The sequence below is a fragment of the Veillonella sp. oral taxon 780 str. F0422 genome, assembly GCF_000221605.1.
Lineage (GTDB): Bacteria > Bacillota > Negativicutes > Veillonellales > Veillonellaceae > F0422.
The window spans coordinates 1-21,963 of sequence record NZ_AFUJ01000043.1; the positions used below are offsets into that span (position 1 = coordinate 1).

26 protein-coding genes and 2 pseudogenes are annotated in these 21,963 nt (G+C 36.6%); 20 read left to right on the plus strand and 8 right to left on the minus strand.

All coding sequences use genetic code 11. The features are described from left to right. The 4 genes from HMPREF9200_RS05100 to HMPREF9200_RS05115 all read right to left on the minus strand — a co-directional run. On the minus strand, positions 1-316 hold a 316-nt coding region (locus HMPREF9200_RS05100; RefSeq protein ID WP_038144852.1), incomplete at its 3' end, for a type III toxin-antitoxin system ToxN/AbiQ family toxin. A 35-nt stretch (positions 317-351) separates the two neighbouring features. Then, complete coding sequence (locus HMPREF9200_RS05105) at positions 352-573, minus strand: type III toxin-antitoxin system ToxN/AbiQ family toxin (RefSeq protein ID WP_038144855.1); 222 nt, start codon at positions 571-573, stop codon at positions 352-354. Between the two features lie 362 nt (positions 574-935). Beyond that, positions 936-1,529 (minus strand): helix-turn-helix domain-containing protein, encoded by a 594-nt coding sequence (locus tag HMPREF9200_RS05110; RefSeq protein ID WP_009353757.1) that lies wholly within the window; start codon positions 1,527-1,529, stop codon positions 936-938. A gap of 70 nt (positions 1,530-1,599) precedes the next feature. Further along, positions 1,600-1,902, minus strand: coding sequence for a helix-turn-helix domain-containing protein (locus tag HMPREF9200_RS05115; RefSeq protein ID WP_038144858.1), 303 nt, complete (start codon positions 1,900-1,902; stop codon positions 1,600-1,602). 105 nt (positions 1,903-2,007) lie between these two features. Between HMPREF9200_RS05115 and HMPREF9200_RS05120 the strand changes: the two genes are divergently transcribed. The 11 genes from HMPREF9200_RS05120 (at position 2,008) to HMPREF9200_RS05170 (ending at position 8,459) form a co-directional block, all read left to right on the plus strand. Next, on the plus strand, positions 2,008-2,223 hold the full coding sequence (locus HMPREF9200_RS05120) for a hypothetical protein (RefSeq protein WP_009353761.1): 216 nt from the start codon (positions 2,008-2,010) through the stop codon (positions 2,221-2,223). 68 nt (positions 2,224-2,291) lie between these two features. Further along, positions 2,292-2,462: a hypothetical protein gene (locus HMPREF9200_RS08725; protein WP_009353773.1), complete on the plus strand. Its 171-nt coding sequence runs from the start codon at positions 2,292-2,294 to the stop codon at positions 2,460-2,462. Between the two features lie 7 nt (positions 2,463-2,469). Further along, complete coding sequence (locus tag HMPREF9200_RS08110; protein WP_009353759.1) at positions 2,470-3,579, plus strand: phage replisome organizer N-terminal domain-containing protein; 1,110 nt, start codon at positions 2,470-2,472, stop codon at positions 3,577-3,579. Between the two features lie 211 nt (positions 3,580-3,790). Then, positions 3,791-4,327 (plus strand): ATP-binding protein, encoded by a 537-nt coding sequence (locus HMPREF9200_RS05135; protein ID WP_052847072.1) that lies wholly within the window; start codon positions 3,791-3,793, stop codon positions 4,325-4,327. 13 nt (positions 4,328-4,340) lie between these two features. Then, entirely contained in the window at positions 4,341-4,532 is a 192-nt protein-coding gene (locus HMPREF9200_RS05140; RefSeq protein WP_009353776.1) for a hypothetical protein, read from the plus strand. 124 nt (positions 4,533-4,656) lie between these two features. Beyond that, the gene (locus tag HMPREF9200_RS05145; protein WP_009353775.1) at positions 4,657-4,965 is read left to right on the plus strand and encodes a hypothetical protein; all 309 of its coding nucleotides are present in this window, start codon (positions 4,657-4,659) and stop codon (positions 4,963-4,965) included. Next, entirely contained in the window at positions 4,962-5,348 is a 387-nt protein-coding gene (locus HMPREF9200_RS05150; RefSeq protein WP_038144862.1) for a hypothetical protein, read from the plus strand. Before HMPREF9200_RS05145 ends, HMPREF9200_RS05150 begins: the two co-directional genes overlap by 4 nt. Beyond that, positions 5,321-6,430: a site-specific integrase gene (locus tag HMPREF9200_RS05155; protein WP_083818423.1), complete on the plus strand. Its 1,110-nt coding sequence runs from the start codon at positions 5,321-5,323 to the stop codon at positions 6,428-6,430. Before HMPREF9200_RS05150 ends, HMPREF9200_RS05155 begins: the two co-directional genes overlap by 28 nt. A 179-nt stretch (positions 6,431-6,609) precedes the next feature. Continuing rightward, on the plus strand, positions 6,610-7,464 hold the full coding sequence (locus HMPREF9200_RS05160) for a hypothetical protein (RefSeq protein WP_009353769.1): 855 nt from the start codon (positions 6,610-6,612) through the stop codon (positions 7,462-7,464). 36 nt (positions 7,465-7,500) lie between these two features. Beyond that, on the plus strand, positions 7,501-7,851 hold the full coding sequence (locus tag HMPREF9200_RS05165; RefSeq protein WP_009353763.1) for a GerW family sporulation protein: 351 nt from the start codon (positions 7,501-7,503) through the stop codon (positions 7,849-7,851). A gap of 152 nt (positions 7,852-8,003) precedes the next feature. Then, positions 8,004-8,459: an OmpH family outer membrane protein gene (locus HMPREF9200_RS05170; RefSeq protein ID WP_009353765.1), complete on the plus strand. Its 456-nt coding sequence runs from the start codon at positions 8,004-8,006 to the stop codon at positions 8,457-8,459. 53 nt (positions 8,460-8,512) lie between these two features. Here the strand turns inward: HMPREF9200_RS05170 and HMPREF9200_RS05175 are convergent, their stop codons facing one another. The 3 genes from HMPREF9200_RS05175 to HMPREF9200_RS05185 all read right to left on the minus strand — a co-directional run bounded on the left by HMPREF9200_RS05175 (position 8,513) and on the right by HMPREF9200_RS05185 (position 10,731). Then, positions 8,513-8,794 carry a Cro/Cl family transcriptional regulator gene (locus tag HMPREF9200_RS05175; protein WP_009353764.1) on the minus strand — a complete coding sequence of 94 codons (282 nt, stop codon included), beginning with the start codon at positions 8,792-8,794 and terminating at the stop codon, positions 8,513-8,515. 94 nt (positions 8,795-8,888) lie between these two features. Further along, positions 8,889-9,542 carry a hypothetical protein gene (locus tag HMPREF9200_RS05180; RefSeq protein ID WP_009353762.1) on the minus strand — a complete coding sequence of 218 codons (654 nt, stop codon included), beginning with the start codon at positions 9,540-9,542 and terminating at the stop codon, positions 8,889-8,891. Position 9,543: 1 nt separating this feature from the next. After that, positions 9,544-10,731, minus strand: a complete 1,188-nt coding sequence (locus HMPREF9200_RS05185; protein ID WP_009353760.1) for a DUF1858 domain-containing protein — start codon at positions 10,729-10,731, stop codon at positions 9,544-9,546. Between the two features lie 567 nt (positions 10,732-11,298). On the opposite strand from HMPREF9200_RS05185, the gene sfsA reads away from it, so the two are divergent. The 5 genes from sfsA to eis all read left to right on the plus strand — a co-directional run bounded on the left by sfsA (position 11,299) and on the right by eis (position 18,363). Next, entirely contained in the window at positions 11,299-12,453 is a 1,155-nt protein-coding gene (gene sfsA / locus HMPREF9200_RS05190) for a DNA/RNA nuclease SfsA (protein WP_009353767.1), read from the plus strand. A gap of 154 nt (positions 12,454-12,607) precedes the next feature. Beyond that, entirely contained in the window at positions 12,608-15,082 is a 2,475-nt protein-coding gene (gene gyrA, locus HMPREF9200_RS05195; RefSeq protein WP_009353770.1) for a DNA gyrase subunit A, read from the plus strand. A gap of 268 nt (positions 15,083-15,350) precedes the next feature. Continuing rightward, complete coding sequence (locus HMPREF9200_RS05200; protein ID WP_052847073.1) at positions 15,351-16,268, plus strand: DUF2156 domain-containing protein; 918 nt, start codon at positions 15,351-15,353, stop codon at positions 16,266-16,268. A 175-nt stretch (positions 16,269-16,443) separates the two neighbouring features. Then, entirely contained in the window at positions 16,444-17,052 is a 609-nt protein-coding gene (locus HMPREF9200_RS05205) for a LysE/ArgO family amino acid transporter (RefSeq protein WP_009353766.1), read from the plus strand. A gap of 120 nt (positions 17,053-17,172) precedes the next feature. After that, on the plus strand, positions 17,173-18,363 hold the full coding sequence (gene eis / locus HMPREF9200_RS05210) for an enhanced intracellular survival protein Eis (protein WP_009353756.1): 1,191 nt from the start codon (positions 17,173-17,175) through the stop codon (positions 18,361-18,363). Between the two features lie 184 nt (positions 18,364-18,547). Here eis and HMPREF9200_RS05215 read toward each other — a convergent pair whose 3' ends face one another. Next, positions 18,548-19,294 carry a type II restriction endonuclease gene (locus HMPREF9200_RS05215; RefSeq protein WP_141558204.1) on the minus strand — a complete coding sequence of 249 codons (747 nt, stop codon included), beginning with the start codon at positions 19,292-19,294 and terminating at the stop codon, positions 18,548-18,550. Between the two features lie 249 nt (positions 19,295-19,543). On the opposite strand from HMPREF9200_RS05215, the pseudogene HMPREF9200_RS09230 reads away from it, so the two are divergent. The 4 genes and pseudogenes from HMPREF9200_RS09230 to HMPREF9200_RS05230 form a co-directional block, all read left to right on the plus strand. Continuing rightward, a pseudogene (locus HMPREF9200_RS09230) lies at positions 19,544-19,726 on the plus strand (helix-turn-helix transcriptional regulator); the annotation flags it as partial. A 66-nt stretch (positions 19,727-19,792) separates the two neighbouring features. Beyond that, a pseudogene (locus HMPREF9200_RS05220) lies at positions 19,793-20,682 on the plus strand (DNA cytosine methyltransferase); the annotation flags it as partial. Positions 20,683-20,779: 97 nt separating this feature from the next. Then, positions 20,780-21,421 carry a hypothetical protein gene (locus HMPREF9200_RS05225; protein WP_009353755.1) on the plus strand — a complete coding sequence of 214 codons (642 nt, stop codon included), beginning with the start codon at positions 20,780-20,782 and terminating at the stop codon, positions 21,419-21,421. Between the two features lie 188 nt (positions 21,422-21,609). After that, a partial coding sequence (locus HMPREF9200_RS05230) for a laccase domain-containing protein (protein ID WP_009353772.1) occupies positions 21,610-21,963 on the plus strand: 354 nt, incomplete at its 3' end.

The following is a 21,963-nucleotide window of genomic DNA, read 5'->3' on the forward strand; positions in this document are numbered from 1 at the left end:
TCGTTCTATCCAACGATCGTGATATTTTATTGCTTGCGGTAAATCTACACGATAAAAATCTTTTTATTTTGACAGGTTTATTAATAGATTCCTCATAAAAAGCTTGAGCAGTTTGTTCTATTTTATCTTCAATTTTATTAATGGCTAAGTATTCTTTATATAAAAGTCTGCCATATTTAGATTCAGTAGGATTTGATGAATCCATAAGCTCTTCAATAGATATTTTTTTAATTTGAGACTCAGGGACAGGTATCATTTTACCGACTATGACATTACATAAATGACGATTATTTTCAGCTTCAGATAAAACTCTCACAGTTAAGCGATTCTTTTCAATCCTTTTGACTTCTTTTATTTTTTCTTTAAGAGTTCAGGCGGTAAATCAGTAGGTATTTTTGGGGGAGAAGATAATGGTACAAAAAACAATCTATTTTCTACATTTAATACAACTCCGAGAAATGGGCGATTATTTTTATCGTCAGTTGATGTACGAACTTCGGAATCTATTTTTTGAAGAGGTCTCATGTAGTCTTCATTTACTGTAAAGAAGTTAAATTTGGGCTTTTTATCCATATAGTATTCCTCGTGATAAAAAGAAAAGCCGAGATAATTCTCGGCTAGAATAGTAAAAAGTAAGTATATTCATGGTGGGGCGCACCATCCTTATAGGGCCTCTCTTTTAGATTGCAAAATCAATCCATGGTGGGGCGCACCATCCTTATGGGGCCTCTCTTTTAGACTGAAAAATTAGTCCATGGTGGGGCGCACCATCCTTATGGGGCCTCTCTTTTAAATATACTTCTATACAAGCATACTACCATATTAAAAATAACATGTCAAACATAATTTGCAATGATTTTTTGTTTTTTAGATATTAGGTAATTTTTAATACTGTATCACTTAGATTAAAAAATAAATGCCCTGGTAAGAGCAATCTATTGGGAGTTACTTAACTTCTTGTTTTTTCGGATTAATACTCTCATTTCAGCAAGTACAATTGCTTGGGCTTCTGGATCTAATCGTTCAAATAATTGTGTAGCATATGTTTCATCTATTCGTCCTGCTTTTAATATTGCAGTTTGTAATATGGAATTAGAACCATTTATGAGTGATATAGGTGTTGTATTTAGTATAGCAGCTATTTTATGTAATAACTCAGATGTATCTTGATGATGCAAATAACTTTGTAGAGGTATATTCTTTCGGATAGATAACTGAGTTAGCTCTATACATAGGTTAGCGACTATATTTTGTTGCTTTGCCAGGGTAGATAGAATATGAGTTGTTAAGAGGTCAGGGCTAATTTCTGAAGGAGCTCTCTTTACATCTGGTTCCTCTCCAGTAATTAGGTACTGTACAGATACGTTTAAAAAATTAGCGATATCTGATAAGTATTTGGTAGGCGGATCCGTTTGGCGGGATTTCCATGAAGATACCGTTCCTTGAGTGACATTCAGATGCGCTGCTAAATCAATGATTTTTAAACCTCGTTGATCTAGTAAATACTGAATGCGGTCAATGATAGTCATATATTTATCCTTGTTCAAAATTCAAAATAATAAAAATTGCAAATAGATAATGTTTAAATATTAAAAAATGTTATATGTTTGTTAAATCCTCCATTAATGAAACTACATGATGCGTTTGTTCTGCATCCAATTTCTGATAGTATTCGTTAAATATAGCGTCATTAGGCTGATCACTTGAAGTATGTGCTAATAATTCTTCTACAGATATGTCTAAAAATAAAGCGATTTGAGATATATATTTTACTGGGGGATCAGTATTCCGTTTTTTCCAGGTTGAAACAGATCCTTGAGGGAGGTTAAGGAAAATTGCTAAATCCACGATTTTTAAGCCTTTATCCTTTAGCTTTTTAAAAATATAAGATGATAAATTCATTTTTTCTCCATAGCAAAAGTTATAATATATTGACAAAATATAACAAATGAATTATATTTTAAGTAAGGAATATAACAGTATTTAATTTTATGAGGGAGATTATATATGCAAACTACGCAAAATACAATTCCTACAGCATTAACCATTAGAAGGTTACTAAGGTTAAAAGGGTATACGATTCGTAAACTGGCCATGGAATTAGAACGAAGTACAACAAGTGTTCATCGAGTTATTTATGGTGTTTCCCGATCTCGCTATATTGAAGGTAGAATTTCTGAGATTCTTGAAACAACACCTAATTTATTATGGGGTTACAAATAGCTGTATAGCATGATTATAGCACAAAAAAGATAGTCAGAATAAACTTTAAAATGTGGAGAATATTGTGTATGGATTCAATTAAAATAGATAATTCAAGTTGTATATTTGTAAAAATCAGTATAACGGGACTTACTAAAACAGAAGAAATCTGGGATGGTATAGGTCTTGTCATTGATGGGCGGCTAATTTGTGTTGCTGAAAGTCCAGATAAACAAATTACAATTCGTGTGGAATTATAGGTGAAATATGGCTAGATACTATTGGATTAAACTGAAAGATACATTCTTTCAAGATAAGCATATAAAAAAATTACGCAAACTACCTGGAGGCTCGGATTGCGTAATTGCTTATATGAAAATGATGCTTACAAGTACGAAAACAAACGGAATCATAACACTTGATGGTATCGAGGAAACACCAGCTGAAGAAATCGCTCTAATGATTGATGAATCCAAAGAAGTGTGTCAAATGACCATGGCATATGGGTTAAAGGTTGGATTTATCCAGCAAATGGATGATCTGAGTGCGTGTAAACTTTTGCAAGTTGAGCAATTACTTGATTCTGAAACGGATGATGCAAGTAGGAAAAGACTACAACGGAATGGAGAAAATATTTTGTTGTTAGGTGCGGGACAGGTACAAGATAATTCGTTTAGACAAAAAAAGTTGAGAGCTAAGAGGTGGTGTTTAAATCACTTGGCAAAACATATGGTGATTACAGATTTAGAAAATAATAAGCAATATGACGGGTGGTATTATATCGCTTTACGAGATTCAAGGGGGGTATGTTGTTGCGGACTTCCAGTAGAACGAGTGCTATTAGTTAATGGACAATATGTAGCCTGTTGTAATAATTGTGATGTGAATAAATTGTCAGAATATTATAACATGCAAAATGAATTTACGAGTGACGTAACTAGTAACGAATTTAGTGTTACTAGTAACGAAAGTAACGTTACTAGTAACAAAAGTAACGTTACTAGTAACAGAAAAAGTGTTACTAGTAACGAAAAAATAACGGAAATCGTTGAAGGTAAAAATCAATTAATCCAATCAAATCAATGCTTTGTCGAACCCGTAACGAAATGGGACAATGTCCGGACAAATTCCCTAGATATAGATATAGAAATAGATACTTATAATTCTAATTATAATTCTATTTCTACAGCACTTGAATATTACTCTTCTAAAATTGGAGTTCCTTCTTCTGAAACACGTAGTAAATTATATAACCTGGAACAACAATATTCTTTTGATGAAATAAAAGTAGCGATTGATATTGCTTGGAAACAAAAAAGGGGTCTATTGGATATATCACAAAAGTATTGGAAAATGAGCGAGCACGGCAGGAGGTAAAAGAACCTGATGGATATAGAAAAGCAAAAGCAGCAAGAAAACAATTGATGGGCCAGATTGGGAAAATATCAAGCCAGGAGAGCTGTAATAACTTTACCGTTCCAATATATGAAGAACCGTATGTTGTTAGCAACGATGTAAATGGAATTAATCTAAATCGGTCTAGTGAAAAAAGAAGATTAAAACAGGTATTCCTAAACGATACCAGGATATGACGTTACAAAATGTTGTAAAAAGAGGAATACCTGACCAGACTAAAAGTCCATTTTATGTTATATCGCAATACATAGACAATTTACCTAGAATGTTAAATTGTGGACAAGGCTTGCTGCTACGAGGAGATGTTGGCACCATGAAAACAACATTGGCTGTAGCAATTATGTATGAGGTTCTTGAATTAGGGGGAACAGCATACTTTATATCTATGGCCAACTTGATGGATTCATTATATTCGGTTAGCCAGGAAGATCGTCAAAATTTGGAAAACAAACTCAAGAATGTTGATTTGTTAGTCCTCGATGATTTAGGGCTCGAATATGATAAAGGCTGGGTTTCAGTTAAAATACGAGCTTTAATTAATTATAGGTTTGATAATCAAAAGTCTGTGATTATTACAACTAACTTAGGGTCAGACATTAAAAATTTATATCTGAAGGGAATGTTGGATCGCATCGAAGCAAGTTCTATGATTGTAGATTTTAGGGGTGATTCGTTGCGTGAACGGTTCCGATCGTTTGATTCTGTGTGAGAGGGGGATACGAATGAATAAAAACTTGATACCATCATATTTGGCAGCAGAAGATGTTATGGAACTTTTAGATATTAGAAGGTCTAAAGCCTATTCAATCATAAGAAAATTAAATGTTGAATTAGAAACAAAAGGGTTTATGACAATCCCAGGAAGAGTACCAAAGAAATACTTGTTAGAAAGATTTAAGTTGTTGGAATTATAATTCAATTAAAAGCCCTATAAGGCAGGTCTAATAATAATTTAATATAAATACTCATAAGAACCCTCTAAGGGCCCTTATAGCGAGAATAAATAAGGTTAATTTAGATGTTATAGGAGTACAATATATGAAAAATGAAAAAATTAAAAATGAAAAAAGAGAAATGCAGATGAGCATTAGAAATAATTTAGGGTATATTCGATCGTCATTAGGGTTTACGAAAACTCAATTTCGTGATGAGATGGTAGAAAATTATTTTAATGTAGAATATTCAGGAGCATTTCCATCTATTCGCAGTCTTTGGAAGTTAGCGGATTTACTAAATGTTAGTATTGATGAAATTATTGGCAGGGAAAAATTTAAGGAGACTTCTTTAAAGAAAATTAAGAAATTAGGCTTAAAACGCTGCTATGAGTATGAAAAGGAAGTAAGATGATGGATAAGAGAGCAATAGAATTGATTCAAGAAAGTAATGATCGTAAATTAAGATTTGCAGAAACGCTATATATAGTCAAACAACCAAGGGTAATAGGTGTTGTAGTTGGGTTTATGATTACTCTTATGGTATCATGGATGTATCTTGGATGGTTAAATATCGTCACAGCATGTATGATACTTGCAATGCCATTTTTATTAATTAGTATGCTTATGTATCGTGGAGTAATTAGTAAATCTGACGGATTTAAAAAGTTAGGCACTATTGCACAAGATATGGAGAAATATGGTCTTTTAAAATTCCAGTGGATTATGCTAAAAAGACTTGGTCAAAAAATAAAAGAAGCAACTGTTAAATGGATTATGAAGTATTGGAGGAAATAGTAATGGCGGTATCCAAAGATAGTAAAACAGGTGTGTGGAGAGCCACTTTTTATTACACGGATTGGAAGGGGGAAAGGGTCCGCAAACGTAAAAGTGGTTTTAAAACACAAAAAGAAGCAAAAGTATGGGAGCATCAACAAATTACAATAATGGAGCATTCTTGTGAAGGTTTCATTAAAGATTTAGCTCCAGTATATTTAGAAGCAAAGCAAAAATCATTGAAACCATCTACATGTATGGCTTATGCGTATACATTTAATCGTTATATTATCCCTTATTTTGGCAATAAAAAAGCAAATGAGATTAAGCCTGTAGATATTCATGAATGGCATCTCTATGAAACTAATAGAGGGGTGACCGCTAATAATTTAAGAGAGAGGCACGTAGTTTTGTCTAGTTTTCTGAATTACTTGGTTCGTTTCTATGGATTAAAATCAAATCCGTGTAACTTATGTGGGCCACCGCCAGCGGGTACAAAACGAAAAAATAATTTTTGGACCTATGATCAATATACTAAAGCAATGGAATGGGCAATACCATATGTAAGTGAGGTGAAAAACAATAGGCTTACTAGGTCTTGCTTATTGATTGTTAATATATTGTATTGGACAGGCATGAGGGTTGGCGAGGTAATTGCATTACGATCTAAAGATATAGATGGTAGCATAATTCATGTAACTAGAAATATGATGATGTTTAATAAGAAAATAACTACGCCTAAAACTAAAAGTAGTATACGTGATGTTTTTATATCGCCAATTTTAGAAAGCGAGATTAAAGAATTTATAGAACAAATTCCTTATCATGATGAAAATGAATTGTTATTTGGTGTAAGTTGGAAAAGCGTATCTAATTTCCTATCAAAAATTTGTAAGAATGCAGATGTACCCAAAATTCGTGTTCATGATCTGAGACATTCACATGCATCATTTTTGATTGAAAAGAATTATCCAATCATAGCAATTAAGGAACGATTAGGACATAAAAATATACAAACAACACTAAATATATACGGGCATTTATATCCTAATAAAGACAAAGAAATTGCTGATGCACTAAATCAATACATAATAAAAAAATGACCATTTTTTGACCTAAATTTTTGGGTTAAAATTTTTTTTAGCAAATAACGTGGATTATATGGACGAAATAAGCTAATTTTAAATAATATAAACTTATAAAAACTAGCTGATAGATAAATAATAGTATGTTATAATTTAAGTATTAACATCGTATAACATACTGAAAGGTAGGTGGTATCGTGTCACTATGGATGATTCTATTGCTATTGGTAATAGCTGTCATCATAGCCATTCTATGTATTCCTATCACATATAGTCTGAAAGTAAGTTCACGCAAGCCCTATGAATTTGACTTCCGATTAGAATGGATGTACCGAGTGTTAAAGGTGCATCTCGCCTATAAGCAAGGCCATTCCTTGTTTAAGGAAGTTTATGTATTAGGGTCTATGAAAGTCGGCTCTGCCCGTGATTACGAGGATTGGTTAAATCGTAGGGTAAAAGAAGAGCTAGATCCCTTAGCGACGGACGACGAGCAAGATGATGTAGACACAAAACACGTGGAAGAAGAAAGAGATCCGTATCCATTATCTGGATATACGGGCCCAGAGCCAGTAACATCTGTACGATTTGATGCGAATGGACATGTCTTGGATTCAGTAGATTCTACATCACCACAAGAAGAAACGACGGAAGAGAAAGAAGGTACAAAAGATTTACCAACATTTTGGTGGTGGAAACATGTATCAAATCCTAAACTCTATGAAGCACTGTTTATAGTTAGTAAGCAATGTGCTAGTCATGCTAGTCCTAGAGTATTCCGATTAGAAGGGGATTTTGGAATTCCTAAACCCTATGAAATGGGTCTCATTACTGCAACAGCCTATACAGTGTGTCCCAAACAAGTGGAACAAGTTAATTTCACTTATACGGAATTTGCTTATACAGGCAGTTTAGAAGTAAAAGGACATATGCAGCTAGGTGTATTTGCTTTCTATGGAACTCTATTTATAGTAAAAAAAGCAGTTAGAGAGTGTCTACTGGACAGCGTAAAAGCATTTGTACAGTATCGACGTCGTAAGCAAAGTGCAAAATAAAAACTTTCAGAAGTTGAAGAATAGTAGGAGGTCATGATGGATACTAAACTTACAAACTTAAAAGACAATTTAGAGCCTTTATTTGAGCAATTTAAAGAAATGATTCGTGTGGAAACTGTAGTGGGTGAACCTGTGCAGTTAGGGGATACTACGATTGTACCATTTGTGGATGTATCCCTTGGTTTGGGGGGATGCCAAAAAGCTGGCGGTGGCGGAGCGAAAGTAGAGCCAACAGCTGTGCTTGTAATCAAAGGGGAACGCATTGAATTATTCAATATCAAAGGATCTGCTAAATATACTGGCTTTGATCGTTTAATCGGTATGGTTCCAGAAATTATCAGTAAATTGAAAAAAGAAGAATATGTCTATGTAAGTGAGGATAAATAATAATTAACTTATCATATGGATGTGTAGAATATATTTCATTTAGATTTCATATATATAAAGTATAGTAAGGGGACAAGGTGATTTGCTAATTGGAAATAACTTTGCTATACTAGATAAATAGATGAAAATATTTCTCACAGGGAGGCTTATACATGAACTTAACTAAAAAGATTGCAACTTTAGGTGCACTAGCTGTAGTTGGTGCTTTCACAGTATCTAACGCTGCTAATGTAGGCGTAATTAACGAAGAAGCTATCTACACGGGCTATAATGGCTTTGGTGCTATCCAAATGCAAATTGATAAATTACGTGCTGAATACGGTCCTAAATTAGAAGGTGAATTCAAGAAACTAAATAACTTTAAAACAGATGCAGAAAAACAAGCATATTTTGATAAAAGTGTTCGTGGCATCCAAGAAAAATATAATCAAGAAGAAGCAAGTGTATTAGCTCCATTGGATAAAAAAGTAGCAGAAGCAATTCAAGCTATTGCAAAAGAAAAAAATATCGATGTATTAGTGGCTAATCCAACATCTGCTGGCGCTGTTAAAGAAGGTAATCAAGTTATCGACTTAACGCCAGATGTAGTAGCACGTATCAATAAATAAGATATAAAGAAAACCCTCAGATCGCAAGGTCTGAGGGTTATTTTTATATTGGCTTATTTATGAATTAAGTTTACAATGAACTCGCTATCTTCCACCAATGTAGCTTGGATGTAGTTGTTGCCATCGAAGTGCAATACTTCCCCTGGTGTTAAGATATGGGATTCTGTTTCGTTAAGGAATACGTTCACTTTACCTTTTACCACAGTGAAGATAACGTTAGCCTCTGGGTGATTGTGTTTTTCCACTTGATCACCAGCGACGCCGCCTTTTTTCACGATTTTGTAGTTTGGGCCATCAAAAATTAAACCTAGTTCTTGTTTTACAGTTCCTGCCATAGTAGAACCTCCTATTCTGGGGACTTTCACAGTGGTGAAAGTCAATCACTGCAGCGAATGTGCTGCCATATATAATATAAAAAGGATAAGCTACTTAGCTTTTAGCAATTGTATATACAGGAATATCACCATCAAGGTTCACGCTGAACGCAAAGTCCGGTGCTACGTGACTGACGAAGGCACTGAACCATGCTTGGAAGGCAGCAGCCATAATAATTGGATTCACGCCCGCTGTTTTCCAATAAGAAATTTGATTTTGGTGATTTCCGTACCAACTAAAGGTAGTATCGGTTTGCTCGATCACAGTATCACTTGGGTCACAAGGCATACCATTTACATAGTAGTCTTGCATCACAGTGTAGATCGCTGGTGCTGTTTGAGCTGTCAGTTTTTCTTTCGCTTCTGTACCGCACATTGCACCTTGTTTGATAAAAGCTTCTAATACAGCGTCAATGCCATCATCGCCACCACAATCAGTTAAATCTTTGATAAAAGTAGCTTCACGAACAGAAGATGTTTGTAATTGGTTGTGTAACCAACCATGAATATTATTATGGTCGATGATACGATCCAACTGGCGATCTGGAGGAATTGGTTTTCCATACAAATCGATAGCGGTTGCATATAACTCATCTGCTAAATCGTCGAGGCGAGTGTGTGCCTCTTTTTTAATCAATTGTTCGCGTTCAGCGATAAGCTGAATTTTTTTGTATAACCAGAAATGAATGTGTCCCAGTACTGCTGACATGTTAAGCTCCTTTTCGTGCGACTTCTAATTTGGAAACAAGTTCATCCACATCCATGCCGTGAATGCTAGCGGCTTGCCATAATGGTTCTCCTGTCGAGGAAGGACAGCCTAGACAACCCATACCGATGGATTGCAACACAGGCACCGTTTGTGGATACATATCTATAATATCACGAATGATGGAATCTTTTGTAATAGCAATTTCAGATACATTACGACCTGCATTGAGTTTTGCTACTAATTCATCGATATCCATGCCGTGGATATTTGCCGCTTGCCATAGAGGTTCCCCTGTGGAAGAAGGACAGCCTAGGCAACCCATTCCCATGGATTGTAAAATAGGAATCAATTCTGGATATACGTCGACGATATGACGAACGATAGTATCTTTTGTAATGAGTTGTCCCAGTGAAAGTGGAGTAGCTCCTTTGTCGTTAGCAGGTGCAGCAGCTTCTGCAAGTCCTGCATTACCTTGACCTGGTAATTTGACCACTGGTTCAGCCGATGCTTTAGCAGCAGATGTTGGGGAATCCACTGTATCTAACACAGCAGCTCGGAATGCGTCGAGACCGATGCGGTCAATGAATTGGCCGATACGCTCGATTTGGGCATTTTCTTTGTAGTAGGCAATCATGCGATCGATGATAGTGAGTACTTCTTCTTCAGTAGTTACTTCTGTGATTAAGTCGCCTAAGCGTGGATGAGCGCCAGCACTACCACCTGCATAGATTTGCCAACCCTGATCATTGCCGATAACGCCGATATCTTTGGTAATCGCTTCGGAGCAAGAGTTAGGGCAGCCAGATACGCCAATTTTCATTTTGGACGGCATTTCTTTAGAAATGTATTTTCGTTCTAATTGCATGCCCAAGTGAACACTGTCTTGTTTTGCCCGTTTACAGAATGTTGTACCAGGGCAAATTTTTACAGAACGCACACGATTGGATACAGTGTGTGCTGGTTCCATACCTAGCATTGCCCATGCTTTGTCCACATCTTCTGCATTTAGGTTGGTAATCATGATGCGTTGTGCACCTGTAATCTTTAAAGTTGCGTGGAATGTGTTTGCCACATCGATAAATTTTTGTAACATTTGTGGTTGTACGAAACCACCAGGTATGCGAGGGGTAATCGCATAGGTGCGTCTTCCATTACGGATACGCTGTAAATTGCCTGCCACTTGTGCCATGTGTATCTCCTTAGTATCGAGTAAATGTTGATAATTTTTATGTATGTCAAAGTTATGAAATATTATATATGACTAGGCGAAAGCCTATGCTCTTAGTATACTATAAGAAGTGAATCTTGTATGTAGCCGAGGCAACTGTTTTTATTCACAAATAATACACGGCTTATACACTGAAAATTTAAAGTTACACACAGAATTATCCACAAAAAGTGATTAAGTTAAGAGAAAAATAAATGTAAAATATAGTTAGTTACGTATTACACACAGAATATACACAAGATAATCACATAGTTATCCACAGCTCGGTATAATAGTTGCAATACTTAGAAGTTGCACACAGAGTATACACAAGATACCCACAGAATTATCCACAAATAGTGTATATATGGTTGGTAAAAAATATTTATAGAGTATTTTATTCAAGTTAGTTATAGCATCTTAGTATGTGGTTTAATTTATATATAACTAGTTGAAAATACATTAGCTAAATACCTTATGAAGCCCATAAGTGTTATAAGGAATTCACTATTGTATATGAAGTGATAGAAAAGAAAGATAAGGATATATATGAAAGTATTATATGAAAATGTACAGACTGCTACCTTTGTAGAGAGACCTAATCGATTTGTGGTCCATTTAGAATTACAGGGACAAATCATAGCTGCTCACTTACCGAATCCAGGTCGTATGTGGGAACTTCTTTTTGTAGGGGTGAAGATGTATGTGGTGCATCATCCAAAAGAAGGTGCGAAAACACAATATCGTGTCATCGGTATTGAACGAGAGGGTGTTCCCATTATGTTGGACACTAATTATTGTAATGACATGGCAGAGTACATGATCGAGGAACAACTGATTCCTGGATGGGAAGAATGGCGAGTGGTACGACGAGAATACACAGTCGGTCATAGCCGCTTTGATTTATTACTCACTAATGATAAGGGCGAACATTTTTTACTGGAAGTAAAATCTTGTACACTATTTGGCGATCAAGGGGCGATGTTTCCTGATGCGGTGACAGAACGAGGTCGAAAGCACTTACTACATTTGCAAGAATTACAGCAAGAGGGATATCGTACAGGTATTTTATTCTTAGTGCAATGGGGACGAGCTCTGTGGTTTTCCCCAGACTTTCACACGGATTTGGAATTTACTAAGACATTTATTGAGGTGGCACCACAATTAGATTGGAAGGCCATGGCATTACAGTGGACTTCAGAGTTTCACAGACCTACGGTGGTACGAGAGTGCCTGTACAATGATGTGGTTGTGCACATAGAAGCAGAGGACCGAGGCGATTATCTCATGGTGTTGCAGGTGGAAGAGCCAGTGACCTTAACTATCGGAAGTAAAGGAGATATGTACTTTGAACCCGGTTATTATGTGTATGTAGGGTCAGCGAAAGCCAATTTAGAAAAACGCATTGAACGTCACAAACGGAAGCGAAAAAAGAAACATTGGCATTTAGATTATTTGCGAAGTGTTAGTACTGTCATTGCTGCGTTACCGATTCGTAGTTCCAGTGATTTAGAATGCGAATTGGCGAAGGCGATGAAGGCTATTAGCGTAGACGAGGTGAAAGGCTTTGGCTGTAGCGATTGTCAGTGTGATTCACATTTATTCAAAATGGATGTGAATCCTATCCATGATGAACGATTTATGATCGAGGTGGTAGAGCAATTTCGTATGAATCGATTGAATACGATGATGTTGGACAGGTAGCTACAAAACTGTGAGAATATTTATTCAATATATACGTTCACAAGTGTTTATATTTGAGCATATTGAAATTTTTATGTAAAAAGATAGAAAAAAAGTGCATAAAATGGTATAATAATTTAGTTAATAGATTCGTTTTTAAAAATGAGGTGATACAATGGAGGAAAAGGCTTGGAGTCATGGCAAGATTGTGCCAGTCCAAATCGATAAAGAAATGCGTAGCTCCTACATCGATTACGCCATGAGCGTTATCGTTATGCGCGCCCTTCCAGATGTACGTGATGGGTTGAAACCTGTACACCGTCGTATTCTATATGCGATGCATGAAACAGGCATGACACCATCGAAACCGTACAAAAAATCGGCTCGTATCGTCGGCGACGTACTTGGTAAATACCACCCACATGGTGATAGTTCTGTGTATGATGCAACGGTGCGTTTGGCCCAAGATTTTAATACAAGATATCCACTGGTAGATGGTCATGGTAACTTTGGTTCTATTGACGGCGACTCCGCAGCGGCTATGCGGTATACAGAAGTTCGTATGTCTCGTATTGCTACAGAAATGCTAGCAGATATAGAGAAGAAAACAGTGGACTTCATGCCGAACTATGATGAATCTTTGGAAGAACCAACCGTGCTTCCTGCAAAGATTCCAAATTTGTTGATCAATGGTTCTGCCGGCATTGCTGTAGGGATGGCGACAAACATTCCGCCTCACAACTTAGGGGAAGTGGTAGATGGTCTAGTGATGCTTATCGACGATCCAGAGGTAGATGTGAATCAATTGATGACAGCTATCAAAGGCCCAGACTTCCCAACAGGGGCGTCTATTCTTGGTCGTGAGGGCATAAAAAAAGCCTATGCCACAGGTCGTGGTAGCATCAAAATGCGTGCGAAAGCTCATATTGAGGCTATGACGAAAGGTAAACACCGTATCGTGGTCACAGAAATTCCGTACCAAGTGAACAAAGCGCGCTTAATTGCAACCATTGCAGATTTAAGCCGTGATAAAGTGGTGGACGGCATTACGGCCCTTCGTGATGAAAGTGACCGTCGTGGTCTTCGCATCGTCATCGAATTGCGTGCAGACGTACAACCAGATATTGTGTTGAATAAACTATATAAACATACACAATTACAAGATACATTTGGCGTAATTATGCTAGCATTGGTGAAAGGCCATCCAAAAGTATTGACTTTGAAAGAAGTATTAGGTCATTACTTAACGCACCGTCAAGAAGTGATCGTACGCCGTACAGAATTCGACTTGGCGAAAGCAGAAGCTCGTGCCCATGTATTGGAAGGTTTGTTGATTGCTTTAGATCACATTGATGAAGTGATTCATACTATCCGTAGTTCTCAAACTACAGATATTGCTCGTGCCGCTTTGATTGAAAAGTTCAGCCTTACAGAAATTCAAGCGAATGCTATCTTAGATATGCGTTTAGCTCGTTTAACAGGTTTGGAACGCGAAAAAATCGAAGAAGAACATGCAGCATTGTTAGTGTTGATTGCAGATTTAAAAGCAATCTTAGCCTCCGACGAACGTCAACGTGAAATTATCAAAGAAGAATTGATTGCCATGAAAGAAAAATATGGCGACAAACGCCGTAGTGAAATTACGATTGATACGTCTGACTTCGATGTAGAAGATCTAATTGCTGATGAAGAAATGGTTATCACATTAACTCGTCAAGGTTATATTAAACGTATGAATGCTAATGTGTATCGCAACCAACATAAAGGTGGCGTAGGCGTTGTGGGAATGAAAACAAAAGATGATGATTATGTAGCACAAATTATGCATGTGCGTACACATAATACATTGTTATTCTTCACATCCACAGGTCGTGCGTACCGTTTAAAAGCCTACGAAGTGCCAGAAGCATCTAGTCGTAATTCACGTGGTACAGCCATCATTAACGTATTACCTCTTAATGTAGGGGAAACAGTGACGAACATGATCGACTTAGAACGCATCTCTAGCGATGTGAACTTGTTTATGGTCACAAAACAGGGCGTTGTAAAACGTACGGCTATTGATGAGTATCGCAATATTCGTCGCGGTGGTTTGAATGCAGTGGCATTGGATGAAGGAGATCAGTTAATCTCCGTAGGATTAACCTATGGTAACCAAGATGTATTGCTAGGTACGAAAAAAGGTATGGCTATTCGCTTCCATGAATCTGATGTGCGTTTAATGAAACGAGCAGCTCGTGGTGTGAAAGGTATTAATCTCAATACTGGCGACGAAGTTGTAGGCGCTAGCATCATCCACGGCACTGGCGAAGAATGCCAAGTTTTTACTATCAGTGAAGAAGGATATGGCAAACGCAATGTGGAAAGCTCCTATACAGTACAAAAACGTGGTGGTAAAGGGACGAAAAACTTTAAAATCACGGAAAAAACTGGTGAAGTAGTGGCCGTAGAAATCGTGAATGACAACGATGAAATGATGCTTATTTCTGAACAAGGTAAAATCATTCGTTTTGATGTAAATGATATTGCGGTGAAGAAAAGTAAAGCTATTTCTGGCGTGAAAACACAGAACTTAGATGAAGGAGATAAAATTGCTTCTGTAGCGGTTATCTCTGGAGAAGATCTAAAAGAAGACGAAAGCTTGTTTTAATATCGGCTTTCTTGCCATTCTTAATTGAGTAGAAGGGAAGAGCACGGTATACCCCTCACAAACGGTATTTCATAATGTTTGTTCGGGGCACACCGTGCTCTTCTTGTGTTTGCCTAATTCAGGTAGTAAGGAACGCCACAAGGCTACTACTCGAAATGGCGTTCCTCAAGGAAAGAAGGGAGTATTTTTTCTGCATTGAATTTTATCGATGAATAGCATATAATAGTAATGTTATATCATAAAATCAGAGTATTAGGAGGCGAGTCCTATTTTAGACTTTAAGCGTTTTACCTTAGAAGATAAGCCCCGTATTGATGCGTACTTTGGAGAGCATCATTATGAAGCGTCAGATAATAGTTTTACTACATTGTTTATGTGGCAAGATATTTATGGCATTACTTGGGCAGAAGAAGAAGGTGTGTTATTTATTAAAGGTGGTGGAGTGACAGAATCTCCATTTATGTTACCACCGTTTGCTGGAAAAGATGCCAAGTTTGTAGATGGATTACAAATGGCGAAAGAGTGGTTCAAAGAGAACCAAATTCCATTTTTATTAAAAGGTGTTAATCCAATTATGATGGAACGGATGCAAAAGTTGTGTCCAGATTGTTATGAATTTACACCTGATCGTGATAACTTTGAATATATCTATCGTACAGAAGATATGATTACCTTAGCAGGTAAAAAGTTACGTCAAAAGAAGAACCATTTAAATCAATTCCGTATGCAATATTCTAATTATGAATATATGCCAATTGATGAGAATACAATTCCTTTATGTCGTGAAGCGGCAGAGCAATGGGTGGAAACACATCATGAAGAAGGCATTGAAGATGAATTAACAGCTATTAATTTACTCTTTGACCATTGGGATGCATTGGGCCTTGTAGGTGGTTGCATTAAATTGTTCGGACGAGTAGAGGCTTTCACCATTGGAGAAATGTTGAATGAACATATGGCGCTGATTCATATTGAGAAAGCAAATCCAACTATCCGTGGTTTATATCAAGCCATCAATAATGAATTTATTCGTCATGAGTTCGTAGATACACAGTTTATCAACCGTGAAGAAGATATGGGATTACCAGGGCTTCGCATGGCGAAAGAATCTTACAACCCAGATCATTTTGCTGAAAAATATGATGCTCGTTGTATCAAACAAGGTGCCTGTGAGGATAACGTGTAGCGAATAGTATATAATTCCTAGGGACATATGATAAGTTCCTAGGAGTTTTATTTTCTTTCTGACCAAGGAATCGTTTGTTCTTGCGATGTGGCCTTGCGTTCGCTTGCTGATACTGTGCAAGACCCACGTCAAGGTATATAATGACTAGATAGTAACGGGAATGAAAGGAGCCAATATGACCTATTTTTGGGAAGGCTTACTGATTGGGTTTGCTGTGTTGGCGCCCATAGGGATGCAGAATCTATTTATCATTAATACAGCACTGGTACAAAAGGCATCACGTATTATTATTACCATTCTAATCGTGGCATTTTTCGATCTTACCTTAAGTGTATCGGCGTTTTATGGCATTGGTGCTATCTTTGATATATGGCCTTTTTTGAAAGGCATCGTACTTCTTTTGGGAGGAGCGGTTATCTTTTACATGGGCTATACCGTGTTTAATTCAGAGCCGAATGTATCTCATGTGGATACGAATGTGACAATTTGGAATATTGTGACTACTGCCTTTGCGGTGGCATGGCTGAACCCTCAGGCACTTATCGATGTGACGATGATGTTCGGTGCTGTGAAAGCCAGCATTCCTGAGGAGTCATCCATCTATTTCTTACTGGGATACATCGTGTCTGCTTTTGCTTGGTTTGGAGCATTATCGACTATTATTCACAAATTAGCAAAGCGTATCAAAATTTCGCAACTCGTATGGATCAACCGTATCTGTGGATTGATTTTATTCGGATATGGAGCGAAATTGTTTATAGATGGAGTATTGCTGTATATATAGTAAACTTTCAGAAAAGAAGTGCATAAAGGGTCTAGCAGTAGACCCTTATTTTTTATATAATACTAATATAAAGTATTCGAACTATTTTCAATGTACCATAACGATGGAAGAGGGATTATTTTGAAATTTAGAATAGCAAAAGATACGGACACAAAAGATGTAAAGCGTTTGTGGGCCTATTGTTTTGAGCCAGAAGGTCATCCATTTTTTAACTATTATTTTGATACTGCTTATGAACCAGAAAATACGATGGTTGGTATCGATCGTAGTTATTTGGTGAGTACCGTCCATTTACGACAAAATATTATACGTGTTCGTGGTGTGGACCTGCCTATGTCTTACATGGTGGGAGTTGCCACAGACCCTATTGTACGTCGTAGTGGGGTAGGCAAAAAATTACTGAAATCAGCATTAGGGGAATTAAAACAACGTGGACAAGGAGTCACTATTTTAATGCCATCGTATGCTGGGTTTTACCAAAAATATGGATGGGATTTATATGCCCATCAATGGGTACAAACTATGAAGCTAGATGATTTGGCCCCACTAGTAGAAGCTGCAGATAAAACGATGTCCTTTGGGATGTTACGGTCTCCACGAGAGTGGAAACGTTTAGCAGGGGTATATGAGACATATACCAAACCATTATCTGGCTATGCTGTGCGTAAAGAAAAAGAATGGGTTCGCTTATTAGAATCTATTTTTGCAGAAGGCGTGCAAGTAGGGTATGTGAAAAATGATTCTGGACAATTAGAGGGCTATTGTTTTTATCGCTTAGGGGAACCTGAGATCGCTGTGACAGAATTTGTGTATACTACGCGTCGTGCGCAAAAAGCGTTGATGAACTTCTTGTACAACCATCGCTCCCAAGGTGACAGTGTACGGTGGAATGAAGGTATGCTGGATCAAGGCTATATCTTTCATCCTAATGGAAAAGTAGGGCACAGTACTATGCCATTTATGATGAGTCGTATTGTAGATGTCAAACTAGCTATGGAAAGTATTCCTGTACCAGTAGCATTAGAAGGAGCGATCCAATTCGGTGTGAAAGATCCATTATGTGAGTGGAACCATGGTACCTATGTAGTGTCTTATAAAGAAGGCAAGGCGCAAGTAGTAAAACATAAAGAGCATGTAGATATTAATGCTAAATTAGTATTCTCTGTAGGTGCTTTGAGCTTACTTCTCATGGGTCGTATGAGTGCTACAGAACTTGCTTTTGAAGAAAAATTAGAAGGACCAGATGATATATTAGAAGTATTGAATCGGGCTTATCCAAGACAAAATACATATATTAATGAATGGTGGTAAGAGAATGACAACAGAAGTAGATAAAAAGATGAGCACAATCTTTTGGACTACTTATTACCTAAAAAATCATACTGAAAGTTACAGAGAAAGGCAGAGAAATAGCGGAAAAAACTGGACAACATAAACAATGAGAAAAGCGAACCATGAGAATGTGGTTCGCTTTTTACTGTGTAGAATAGTTGTTTTAAAGTATTTTTTTATAATACTCAACTATAAACGGATGATTAAGATGTTTTTGAATTTGTTTTTCTATATTTAATTTTCGTTCAAGTTCTTTGTCTTGTGGAAATGTAAAGTTATCCCATTTATCAGCAGTTTCTTTTAAAATTAATAGCAATTTTTCTAAGGTAATTACACTATGATTATTTGGATAATAAATTTCTTTGATAGACTTAGTAGTTACTAATTGGATATTGTTGTCGTTTAATGTCTCTATCACATCTTGACTGATAGACTCATCAAGTGTTACTAAGAACATTTCTCTTGCACCAGTGCGAGCCATTTCTTCCGGGACTTCTTGCCAACGTTCACGTAGCGTTGTTTTTGCACTAATTAAAACAGTATCACGTTTATTAACAGTATACTCAGTAGATCCAGGAGACACAATATCGACAAGTTTTCCAAGACCTTTTTCTGTAAAATATCTTGTTCCGACACTACCTTGGCTATCTAATGGAATATTTGCGCCCATCAGAATAAGTTCAATGATAGCTTCAAACTCTTTACCAGCACGACTACGTCTACTTTGAGTATTAGAAAGGTTTAAGCTATAGATATGAGATGGGAACTCACTGGTAAACCAGTTGATAGCCTCCTTGCTTCCCATAGTATCTATATCTTTATTTTCATATAGGGAAGCAAGCATTTCTGAGGTGAAGTGCTTTTCTTTTTCCTGAAATTCGTTCCATGATATATCACGAAGTAATTTCATTATAATACTGGCATGTTCATAAAAATATTCTGGACTTTTTTTGTTTAAATCTAGCGTAGTAAATTGTTTGTAGATAAGATCATATGGTTTTATATCTGAAAAGTATTCAGCACGACTTGTTTTATAAAATTCACATATAATTTTAGATCCATAGTTTCTCCTTTCCAAATGCAAATAGACTTGCTATAATTGTGTCAAGTGAAGGACATAAAGTCCTGTTATTAACACATAAGAAAGAGGTGAAGCCCTTTGATTACAAGTATACAAAATAATGAAGAGAAATGCCAATGTATTGGTACTTTAATAAAAGAAAAAAGAATACGGTTAAATATGACGCAAAAAGAATTAGCTGATGCTGTTGGTTTGGCTAAACATGGAGATAGAACTATTAGACGGTGGGAGAGTGGGATTGGTAGTCCCTCTAAATTAGAACTGAATCAGATATTATTATTTCCAGAAGATGTACCATTTGGAAATAAGGATAATGCAGACTATACAATGATAGATTTATTTGCGGGTATTGGTGGTACTAGATTAGGCTTTCAACTAACAGGTAGAACAAAAGTAGTTTTTAGCAGTGAAATTGATAAATTCGCTGCAAAAACATATAAATCTAACTATGGTGAAGAGCCATCAGGAGATATTACATTAATCCATGAGGAGGAAATCCCAAACCATGATATTTTAGTGGGTGGATTTCCATGTCAAGCATTTAGCCAAGCAGGTAAAAAGTTAGGTTTTGAAGATACTAGAGGGACATTATTTTTTGAAATAGAACGAATTATTAAGGCAAAAAGACCGAAGGCGTTTTTACTAGAAAATGTAAAAAACCTAAAAAGTCATGATAAAGGTAAAACTTACAGTGTTATAAAAACAACCCTAGAAGATCTTGGGTATGCTGTATATGATAATGTTTTTAAAGCGAAAGACTTTGGGGTTCCTCAAAACCGAGAAAGGATTTATATAGTAGGATTTGATATAAATAGTGTTCCTAATTATGCTACATTTGAATTTCCAAATCCGCCAAAAATAAAAGTAAGTGTAGGTGATGTTTTAGAGCAAAATGTATCTGAAAAGTATACGATTTCTGATGCACTCTGGGATGGACATCAACGGAGAAAAATTGAAAATAAAAAAATGGAAAAGGCTTTGGATATTCTTTATTTGATGCAGAAAGTCCTTATACTAATACTATCTCTGCTAGATACTATAAAGATGGCAGTGAAATATTAATACGTCAAGAAGGAAAGAATCCAAGAAAGATAACTCCAAGAGAAGCGAGTAGATTACAAGGATTTCCGGAAGAGTTTATTATACCTGTTAGTGATACACAAGCCTATAAACAGTTTGGGAATTCTGTTGCAGTACCAGTCATTAATGCAATAGCCTTAAAAATGCTAGAGGTATTAGATGCAAATAAATTTAGTGTATAAAAATAGTAGTAAAAATAAGAAATGAAATTAGATTATATTTATAGGTACTTTTATGAAAAAACTAACCACATCTATTTTACTAGCACTATTCAGTGCCACTATCTTCACACCAACTCACGTAGAAGCTAGTTGGTTATCTAAAACGTGGAAAAAGGTTGAAAAATCATGGAATGAAGCGGGGAAACGAAGTGGTTCTACTGGAATGAGTGGAACATCTACGAGTGCGATTCGGTTGCCACAACGATCTGAGTATCCAAGTAGTTATCCATCAGCTCAAAAAATTGGATATCTTTTAGGGGGTCAAGAGCGTAGTATTGCAGGGATATACCCGAATGCTACCTATGAGGAAATTCGCCAAATTTTAGGTAATCCTACAGAAGAAGTTCATCACGAGTACAGACGAGATGGAGAACAACGTGCCTTTATGCGATATGGAGGCATAACGTATGGCAGTATTTATGGGCAAATAGAAAGAGCTGGAGTCATTGAAGTTATTAATCGTGACGCTACCACGTATCGGGGGATTGCGGTGGGTGACTCCTTAGAAAAGGTGTATGAGGCATATGGTAAACCAGTACGTATTTATGATGATAATACATGGTTTTATGGTGAATTTATTTGGAAATCAGATTATGTATATGGAATTCAATTCATTAATGATGGTGAAAAGGTTACTAAAATTAGAATACTGTAGTTGTTCTTTTGCGACTTATTTCTAAGCTTTATATCTAAAAATAATAGCAGTAAAAAAGTAAGATCTTGTCTAATTTACCATGAATTATAGAACTTAAATTCATAAAGGATAACTAGTAAAACTACAAAAATAATATTTACACTAATCAAATATGAACAATTCCAACAAACCTAAAAGGAGGCCCCAACATGAACACAACTAAATCATTCCAAACTTCCTCCTCTCTTCGACACACACCATTTTCTCAGGATAGCTCCACCAGTATTACCTATGAATACAGTCCGCTGTTAGAGGGTTTTCCCCTCGCTCATGGTGTGACCTACCGATATGGTGGTGTCAGTGAAGGTAACTTTAATAGTTTTAACATGGGTCTGCATGTAGGTGATGATCCGAAAGCGGTGGCAGAGAACCGCAAACGCTTAGCGCAGGTGTTAGGTGTGGATTCAAATCATTTGACTTGTGGTGAGCAAGTGCATGGGGTAGGCGTGACGAGGGTGACGGAAGAGCTTGTCGGTAGAGGTGCTTTCAGTTGGGAAGACAGT